Genomic DNA, 7,566 nt, shown 5'->3' with positions numbered 1-7,566 from the left:
TGGGCTGGATATGCGCATATGCCCGCAATCTGTCAACCGGCGGGCAATGTCCTAGCTGAGCGGATCTTGGGACTGAGCCGCTTGGATCAGGCGGTCAAGCTTTGGCTTAGATTTACTATACGGACTTCGGCGGCGGCTGAAGTACTGCGACCATGCTGTCGACGAAGCTCTGCGCGATATCCATCACTTCCTGCGCCTCTTGCATCGTAGGCCTCTTTCGCTGCCACCTGCGGCAACGGAATAGCGATGATCGCTCTCGCGGCGTCCAGGCACTCGCGCGCTTTGGCAAGGTAGTCCGCGCTCTCCGGCCTCACAGGTCGAGCCCGTCCCTTCGCAATTCGCTCATGAAGCCGGTGCCCTCGCGGTAAGCTCCTGCTGGGAAGGGAAGCGCATTGATGACCGCGCCCGTGTCGAACAGGATCTCGGTTTCGAGGTCGGCGATCCGGGTCAGCTCGGCTGCGCGGTCGGGCATTTCGCGCAAAAACACGGCGATGTCATAGTCGGAATCGGGCTTTGCCTCGCCTCGAGCACGCGAACCGAACAACACCATGCGCTCAAGACGGTCGCCGTAGATTTCCGCCACCGTCGCGCGAAAGCGCGTCAACACAGGGTCGTCTTGCGGCTTCTCCATGCAACATCGTAGCACAGGGCGACCGGCCGCCAACGACGACCGATTTGGCTCGAAACACCTTACTTTCGCCGGGCGGCGAAACGTCGGAAAATGCCGGCCAGCGCAGGGCCGTCCGCCGTGGCGCGTTGGGCGGGACGTCAGCGAGCGCGCCGGGCACCGGCCGATGTTGCTCGGATCGGCTCAGTACCGCTGCGCTTGTGACCGGCTGGGCGAGGAGGTTCGGGGTGTCAGGGAACAGTTGGGAGAGGGTGCCGATCGATGCGCAGCGGATCGATGCCCCCCTGTCGCAAGCCGCCATCTTTCTCGTGGTTGAGGTCGCCGATGGACAAGCCGCTCTCGCCACGGCCTGCTCCGTGCTCGGCGGGCTCGACGATCTCGTCAAGACGGTCGGATTCCGTGATCTTTCGGGACGGCTCTCCTGCATCGCCGGCGTCGGCAGCGATCTCTGGAACCGGCTTTCTCCCGGCCGCCGTCCGCGGGAGCTGAAACCCTTCGCGCCGATCACGGGCAAGGCGCACACGGCTCCTGCGACGCCGGGCGACCTGCTGTTTCACATCCGCGCCGAGCGCCCTGACCTATGCTTCGAGTTCGAGCGGATCCTGCTCGCCAGCCTCGGCTCGGCTGTGTCGGTCGTCGATGAAGTCTCCGGCTTCCGATACTTCGATGCGCGCGACCTGCTCGGCTTCGTCGACGGCACGGCCAATCCGACCGGGCCCGACCTGCCAGCCTCGGCGCTGGTCGGCGATGAGGATGGCGCGTTCGCCGGCGGCAGCTATGTCGTCGTGCAGAAGTATCTCCACGATCTCGATGCATGGGCGCGCGTACCGACGCCCATGCAGGAGCAGATCATCGGCCGGACGAAAATCGACAACATCGAACTCGATGACGACAAGGCGCCGCGCAAATCGCACAAATCCCTGGCCACCATCGTGGGCGCTGATGGGGTCGAGCATGATATCCTTCGCGACAACATGCCGTTCGGACGGGTTGGTCATCGGGAATTCGGGACCTATTTCATCGGCTATTCGCGATATCTTTGGGTAATCGAGAAAATGCTTCAGCGCATGTATGTTGGGGAGCCGCCGGGCGCCTACGACCGATTGCTCGATTTCTCGACACCCCACACGGGCACGACCTTCTTCGCGCCGACGCGCCCCGCCCTTCAAGCGATCGCACAACGTGTGACCGACGATCGCTCGACGGCTGACTGAGTCCGCCTCTGGAGAGAGCGGCGCCCGAGCCGGCGGGTTTGGCACGAAACCGCCCTCCCTTTCGCCGAGCCGCGAAACGTCGGAAAATGCCGGCCAGCGACAATCGACGAGGAGGACACGATGCCAGCCAAGGATGTGAAATTTGCCGCGGACGCCCGCGCGCGCATGCTGCGGGGGGTGGACATCCTGGCCGAGGCGGTGAAGGTCACCCTCGGCCCCAAAGGCCGCAACGTGGTGATCGAGCGTAGCTTCGGCGCCCCGCGGATCACCAAGGACGGGCTCGCGGTCGCCAAGGAAGTCGAGCTCGCTGACAAGTTCGAGAACATGGGCGCGCAGATGCTGCGCGAGGTCGCGACCAAAACCAACGACGTGGCCGGCGACGGCACCACCACGGCCGCCGTGCTGGCGCAGGCGATCGTGCGCGAGGGCGCCAAGGGCGTCGCCGCCGGGCTCAACCCGATGGACCTCAAGCGCGGCGTCGACCAGGCGGTCAAGGTCGTGGTGGAGGAGCTGAAAGCCCGGAGCAAGAAGATCGGCACCCCGACCGAGACCGCCCAGGTCGGCACGATCTCCGCCAACGGCGAGACCGAGATCGGCCAGATGATCTCGGAAGCGATGCAGAAGGTCGGCAACGAGGGTGTGATCACCGTCGAGGAGGCCAAGGGCATGCAGACCGAGCTCGACGTGGTCGAGGGCATGCAGTTCGACCGTGGCTATATCTCGCCCTACTTCGTCACCAACGCCGAGAAGATGATCGCCGAGCTCGAGGACCCCTATATCCTGATCCATGAGAAGAAGCTCGGCGGCCTGCAGGCTTTGCTGCCGGTGCTCGAGACCGTGGTGCAGAGCGGCCGGCCGCTGCTGATCGTCGCCGAGGACGTCGAGGGCGAGGCGCTGGCGACCCTGGTCGTCAACAAGCTGCGCGGCGGGCTCAAGATCGCCGCCGTCAAGGCGCCGGGCTTCGGCGACCGCCGCAAGGCGATGCTGGAAGACATCGCCGTGCTCACCGGCGGCCAGGTCATCTCCGAGGACCTCGGCATCAAGCTCCAGAACGTCACGCTGCAGATGCTCGGCCATGCCAAGCGGGTCGTGGTGGAAAAAGAGAACACCACCATCGTCGAGGGCGCCGGCGCGCAGGACGACATCAAGGGCCGCTGCGGCCAGATCCGCGCGCAGATCGAGGAGACCACCTCGGACTACGATCGCGAGAAGCTGCAGGAGCGTCTGGCCAAGCTCGCGGGCGGCGTCGCCGTGATCCGCGTCGGCGGCTCGACCGAGGTCGAGGTGAAGGAGCGCAAGGACCGGGTCGAAGACGCGCTGCACGCGACGCGCGCGGCCGTCGAGGAGGGCATCGTGCCCGGCGGCGGCGTGGCCCTGGCCCGCGCGGGACGGCGGCTGCAGGAGATCGAGGCCAAGGCGGAGAACAACGACCAGCGCTACGGCATCGACATCGTGCGCCGCGCCGTGCAAGCGCCGCTGCGCCAGCTGGCCGAGAACGCCGGCGAGGACGGCGCCGTGGTGGCCGGCAAGGTGCTCGACAACCAGGATTACCAGTTCGGCTTCGACGCCCAGACGCTCGAGTTCAAGGACCTGGTGGCCGCCGGCATCATCGACCCGACCAAGGTGGTCCGCACCGCCCTGCAGGACGCGGCGTCCGTCGCCGGGCTGCTGATCATGACCGAGGCCATGGTCGCACCCCGCCCGGAGAAGCCCGACCCGGCCGCCGGGCCCGGCGCCGGCCCAGGCATGGGCGGCATGGACTTCTGATCGCCAGCACCCGGTCGTAGGGTGGGCGTCAGCCCACCAACACAGGGGGGCGGTGTTGGTGGGCTGACGCCCACCCTACGACAAGAGGGAAAGAGGAAAAGCGATGGCCGATCTTGCCAATACCGAGGACATCTGGCGCGTGGCCGACGGCAAGGCGCCGGTGTTCTTCGAGCTCAGCGACCGCATCTGGGACCACCCGGAACTCAACTATCAGGAGTTCTACGCCGCCGCCGAGCATCGCAGCATGCTGGAGCGCGAAGGCTTCCGGGTCACCGCCGGCGTCGCCGGGCTGCCCACGGCGCTGATCGGCGAAGCCGGCGAAGGCGGCCCGGTGGTCGCCATCCTCGGCGAGTACGACGCGCTGCCCGGCCTCAGCCAAGCGGCCGGGGTCGCGACCGAGCAGGCGCTCCAGCAAGGCGGCTACGGCCATGGCTGCGGGCACAACATGCTCGGCTCGGCCTCGCTGCTCGCCGCCGCTTCGGTCAAGGAGTGGCTCGCGGCGCATGGCGTCCCCGGCCGGGTCCGCTACTATGGCTGCCCGGCGGAAGAGGGCGGCTCGGCCAAGGGCTTCATGGTCCGGGCCGGCGCCTTCGACGACGTGGACGTGGCGATCTGCTGGCATCCCGCCGCCTTCACCGGCGTCAACAAGCCGATCTCGCTCGCCTGCGTGGAATTCGAGTTCACCTTCCACGGCCGCGCCGCCCACGCCGCCGCCGCACCCCATCTCGGCCGCAGCGCGCTCGACGCCGTCGAGCTGATGAACATCGGCGTCAACTACATGCGCGAGCACATGCCGTCCTCGGCGCGGGTGCACTACGCCATCATCGACGCCGGCGGCATCGCGCCCAACGTGGTGCAGGCCAAAGCGACCGTGCGGCAGTTGATCCGCGCCCGGACGCTCGGCGAGATGTGGGACCTCGTCCGCCGGGTCCGCGCCATCGCCGACGGCGCGGCGCTGATGACCGAGACCAAGGTGGTGGCCAAGCAGCTCTCCGGCGACGCCAATCTGGTCGGCAACCGCCCGCTCGAGGAGGCGATGTACGCCAACCTCCAGCGCCTGGGAGGGCCCGGCTTCGACGACGCGGACCGCGCGTTCGCCGGCGAGATCCAGAAGACCTTCTCGCAAGACGACATCCGCGCCTCCTACGGCCGCTTCGGTCTCGTGCCGAGGGACGGCGAGGTCCTGAGCGAGGACATCTACCCGCTCGACTACGTGGCCGACCTGTTCGTCGGCTCGACCGATGTGGGGACGGTGAGCTGGGTGGTGCCGACGGTACAGTGCCGGGTGGCCTGCTACGCCGTGGGCACGCCGGGCCATTCGTGGCAGCTCGTGGCGCAAGGGCGCTCGCCCGCCGCGCATAAGGGCCTGGCCCTGGCCGCCAAGGCGATGGCCGCCACGGCGACCGACGTGCTCGCCGACCCGGCGCTGCTGCGGGCGGCCAAGGCGGAGTTCGAGAAATTCCGCGCCGCACACCCGTTCCAGAACCCGATCACCGACGAAGTCGAGCCGCCGCTCGACATGGCCGCGCACTGAAAGGCGCTCCGATGGTTCGGCTCTTCACGCTTGCCGCCGCCCTGCTGCTGGCCCTCGCCGGGCCTGCCTCCGCCAAGGACTGGACCACGGTCAAGGTGGGGATCGAGGGGGCGTTCCCGCCCTGGAACGCCATCGGGCCGGACGGGAAGCTCTACGGTCTCGACGTGGACATGATTAACGACCTCTGCCGCCGCGCCCATGTCCAATGCGAGCTGCTGCAGAACGACTGGGCCAGCATCATCCCCAGCCTGAACGCCGGCAAGTTCGACCTCGCCATGACGCTCGGGGTCAACGAGGCGCGCCGCAAGGTGGTCGATTTCACCTACCCCTATGCGAGCGGCGTCGCCAGCTTCGCGATCCTGAGGGACGGTCCGCTCGCCCCGTTCCCGATGACCGGCGAGCGGCTCAACCTCAACGACCACGCGGCTTCCGACCCGGTCATGGCCGATCTGCACCAGCGTCTGCAGGGCAAGGCGATCGGCGTCGTCAACGCGACCAGCCAGGAGCAGTTGATCCGCGCCTATTTCGGCGACGACGTGACGGTGCGCACCTACAAAAGCTCCCCCGAGCGCGACCTGGACCTTCGGGCCGGCCGCATCGACGCCGCCTTCGACAGCGGCGTCTACATGACGACGATGCGCGACAAGCCCGGCAACGAGGACCTGCAGATGACCGGCCCGCTGATGAAGGGCGCCATGCTGGCCACGGACGTCGCCATCGGCCTGCGCAAGGGCGAGCCGGAGCTGCAGGCGCTGTTCAACAAGGCAATCCGCGAGGCCGCCGAAGACGGCACGATCCGCGCGATCTCCACCAAATGGAGCAAGCTCGACCTCACTCCGTCGCTGCCGGCGGAATAATCGATCAGGAACCCTCTCCCGCTGGCGGGAGAGGGCTGGGTGAGGGTGGGGCAGCACGCCGCAACTTGCCATTCTCCGGCCCAAAGCCACCCTCACCCCTACCCTCTCCCGCAAGCGGGAGAGGGAGCAGAAAGCGCCGCCCTACGAGCTGGGCGGCGGGATCATCGGCGCGAACTTCTTGCCGACGGCGCCCCGCTCGAAGACGGCGATGCTGTCATAGAAGTGCATCGATAGCGTGTTGCGGGTGAAGTCGGTCCCGGGCAACTCGGCCGGGTTGATCCAATCGGCGTTCAGCTCGTCGATCAGCCGTTTGCAGGTTTCGATGAACGACCCCTCGCGCCGCAGCCCGCCGCCGTGGCCGGCGTCGTATGCCGTATGCAGATCCTCCACCATATAGACGCCCGCCTTGCCCATGCGCGGATAAAGGAAGGCGAACGAGGCGTTGACGTCGTCCATGCGATGGCTTCCGTCATCCAGGATCACGTCGAAGGGCCCGAACTCGGCGACCAAGGCCGCCAAGAACTGCGGATCGCCTTGCGACCCGATCCTGATCTCGATCTGATCCTCTTCGAACGCCTTGCATCCCGGCTGGATGTCGATCCCCACGATGCGGGCATGCGGGCCGAAATACCGCTTCCACATCTGCAGCGACCCGCCCTGGCCGACGCCGATCTCCAAGAACGTGATCGGCTGGTTGACGAAGCGCGCAAAGTGCCGCTCGTAGGCCGGGAAATAATGCTTCCACTTGTGGATCGTCCGCCCCGTATTGCCTTGGAAGCTTTCCCATAAGCTCATCGATCAATCTCCGCTTGCAATCGCCGCAGTTCATCGGCGCCGCACCCCGGCGCTCTGCCGAATGATGCTTAGGTTCCAGCCCCTGCTTCGACAATGCCTCGTGCTATGCCACGATCCGGCGCTTCGCCGGCATGCATGGGCGCAGGGAGGCAGCGGTGAGCGGAACTCGGCCTATCCGCATCGGGATCGACATCGGCGGCACGTTCACCGACCTGCAGATCCTGGATGCGCGCACCGGCGCGCGGCACAGCCTGAAGACGCCGACCACGCCAGAGGACCCCTCGGTCGGCCTGATGGCCGGGATCGACCAAGCGGCCGCGCGGTTCGGCTTCGGGCTGGACGCGATCGGCTACCTGCTGCACGGGACCACGATTGCGACCAACGCCGTGCTGGAGCGCAAGCTGGCGCGCGGCGTGCTGCTGACCACCGCCGGGTTCCGCGACGTGCTCGAGATCGGCCGCCATGCGCGGCGCGATATCTACGCGCTCAAGCCGAAGCGGGAGGAAGCTCTGATCCCGCGTGAGCGCCGGGTCGAGGTGGCGGAGCGGCTGCGGGCGGACGGCTCCGTCGAGCGCGCGCTGACGCCGGAGGCTATTGGGGCCGCCATCGATGCTGTCCGCAAGGCCGAGACGGTGGCGATCTGCCTGCTGCATGCCAACGTCAACGGCGCGCATGAGCGGGCGCTGCGGGACGCGATTCTGGCGGCCATGCCGGACCTGCCTGTCTCCATCTCCTCCGAGGTCAGCCCGGAGATCCGCGAATACGAGCGCA

Annotated in this window: 7 protein-coding genes; 5 read left to right on the top strand and 2 right to left on the bottom strand. The window is 67.3% G+C overall.

What is annotated here, in order from left to right; all coding sequences use genetic code 11:
• Nucleotides 1-310 precede the first annotated feature (310 nt).
• Nucleotides 311-631, bottom strand: coding sequence for a nucleotidyltransferase domain-containing protein (locus JOZ79_RS10600; protein WP_294073931.1), 321 nt, complete (start codon nt 629-631; stop codon nt 311-313).
• Nucleotides 632-855: 224 nt separating this feature from the next.
• Between JOZ79_RS10600 and JOZ79_RS10595 the strand changes: the two genes are divergently transcribed.
• The 4 genes from JOZ79_RS10595 to JOZ79_RS10580 all read left to right on the top strand — a co-directional run bounded on the left by JOZ79_RS10595 (nt 856) and on the right by JOZ79_RS10580 (nt 6,000).
• A complete protein-coding gene (locus tag JOZ79_RS10595; protein WP_294073929.1) occupies nt 856-1,842 on the top strand; it encodes a Dyp-type peroxidase in 987 nt (328 codons plus the stop codon).
• 120 nt (nt 1,843-1,962) lie between these two features.
• Entirely contained in the window at nt 1,963-3,609 is a 1,647-nt protein-coding gene (gene groL, locus JOZ79_RS10590) for a chaperonin GroEL (RefSeq protein ID WP_294073928.1), read from the top strand.
• 103 nt (nt 3,610-3,712) lie between these two features.
• On the top strand, nt 3,713-5,143 hold the full coding sequence (locus tag JOZ79_RS10585) for a M20 family metallopeptidase (protein ID WP_294073926.1): 1,431 nt from the start codon (nt 3,713-3,715) through the stop codon (nt 5,141-5,143).
• An 11-nt stretch (nt 5,144-5,154) separates the two neighbouring features.
• Complete coding sequence (locus JOZ79_RS10580) at nt 5,155-6,000, top strand: transporter substrate-binding domain-containing protein (RefSeq protein ID WP_294073924.1); 846 nt, start codon at nt 5,155-5,157, stop codon at nt 5,998-6,000.
• A 141-nt stretch (nt 6,001-6,141) separates the two neighbouring features.
• Here JOZ79_RS10580 and JOZ79_RS10575 read toward each other — a convergent pair whose 3' ends face one another.
• The gene (locus tag JOZ79_RS10575; RefSeq protein ID WP_294073922.1) at nt 6,142-6,795 is read right to left on the bottom strand and encodes a class I SAM-dependent methyltransferase; all 654 of its coding nucleotides are present in this window, start codon (nt 6,793-6,795) and stop codon (nt 6,142-6,144) included.
• A gap of 155 nt (nt 6,796-6,950) precedes the next feature.
• On the opposite strand from JOZ79_RS10575, the gene JOZ79_RS10570 reads away from it, so the two are divergent.
• Nucleotides 6,951-7,566: hydantoinase/oxoprolinase N-terminal domain-containing protein (locus JOZ79_RS10570; protein WP_294073920.1), on the top strand; the 616-nt coding region annotated here is incomplete at its 3' end.

Source organism: Sphingomonas sp., from assembly GCF_019242355.1.
Classification (GTDB): domain Bacteria; phylum Pseudomonadota; class Alphaproteobacteria; order Sphingomonadales; family Sphingomonadaceae; genus Sphingomicrobium.
This window is presented reverse-complemented; position numbering and strand designations above follow the sequence as displayed.